We start from the raw sequence: 503 nt of genomic DNA on the forward strand, positions 1-503 counted from the left end.
TTTAACGCCGGCGATAACATCCGGTGCGATTGTGTGACCTGCGAGCCATCACGATGCACCTCGGTCAGGCCAAACGGCAGCGTCGGCTCATCCACGTCAGCCAGCATGTCGGTAAAGAAGCGGGTATGCTCTGCCTGATTGACATCCAGCCGGGCCTGCGCCACCAGATTGCGGAAAGGCGCCGGTACCGGCAAGTTGTCATCCTGTCCGGCAAGACAGACCTGCACTTCGCGATGCATCACTTCCATCGTCGTATGGTCGCCAATCAAGTGATGCTGCAATTGCAGCACCTGCCAGCGACCATCGGTTTCCTGCGCCGCCACAAAGCGCAGCAATGGGGCCTGACTCAGATCAAAACGATACTGGCGCGGGTCAAAACGGTGAGCTAATTGCTCGCCAATCGGCCCGTCAGCCGGGTCCAGAGTCAGTTTAGCGACCGATAAAGGCGCCTGACGCCAGACCACCTGCGCCGGTGCAGATAATCCCTGCCAGATAAACGCGGT

1 protein-coding gene is annotated in these 503 nt (G+C 59.0%); it reads right to left on the reverse strand.

The annotated features are described in order from the left end of the window. A partial coding sequence (locus tag ABR397_RS23230) for a condensation domain-containing protein (protein WP_350307763.1) occupies window positions 1-503 on the reverse strand: 503 nt, incomplete at both ends.

The organism is Photorhabdus viridis, from assembly GCF_040256935.1.
In the GTDB taxonomy this organism is placed as follows: domain Bacteria; phylum Pseudomonadota; class Gammaproteobacteria; order Enterobacterales; family Enterobacteriaceae; genus Photorhabdus; species Photorhabdus viridis.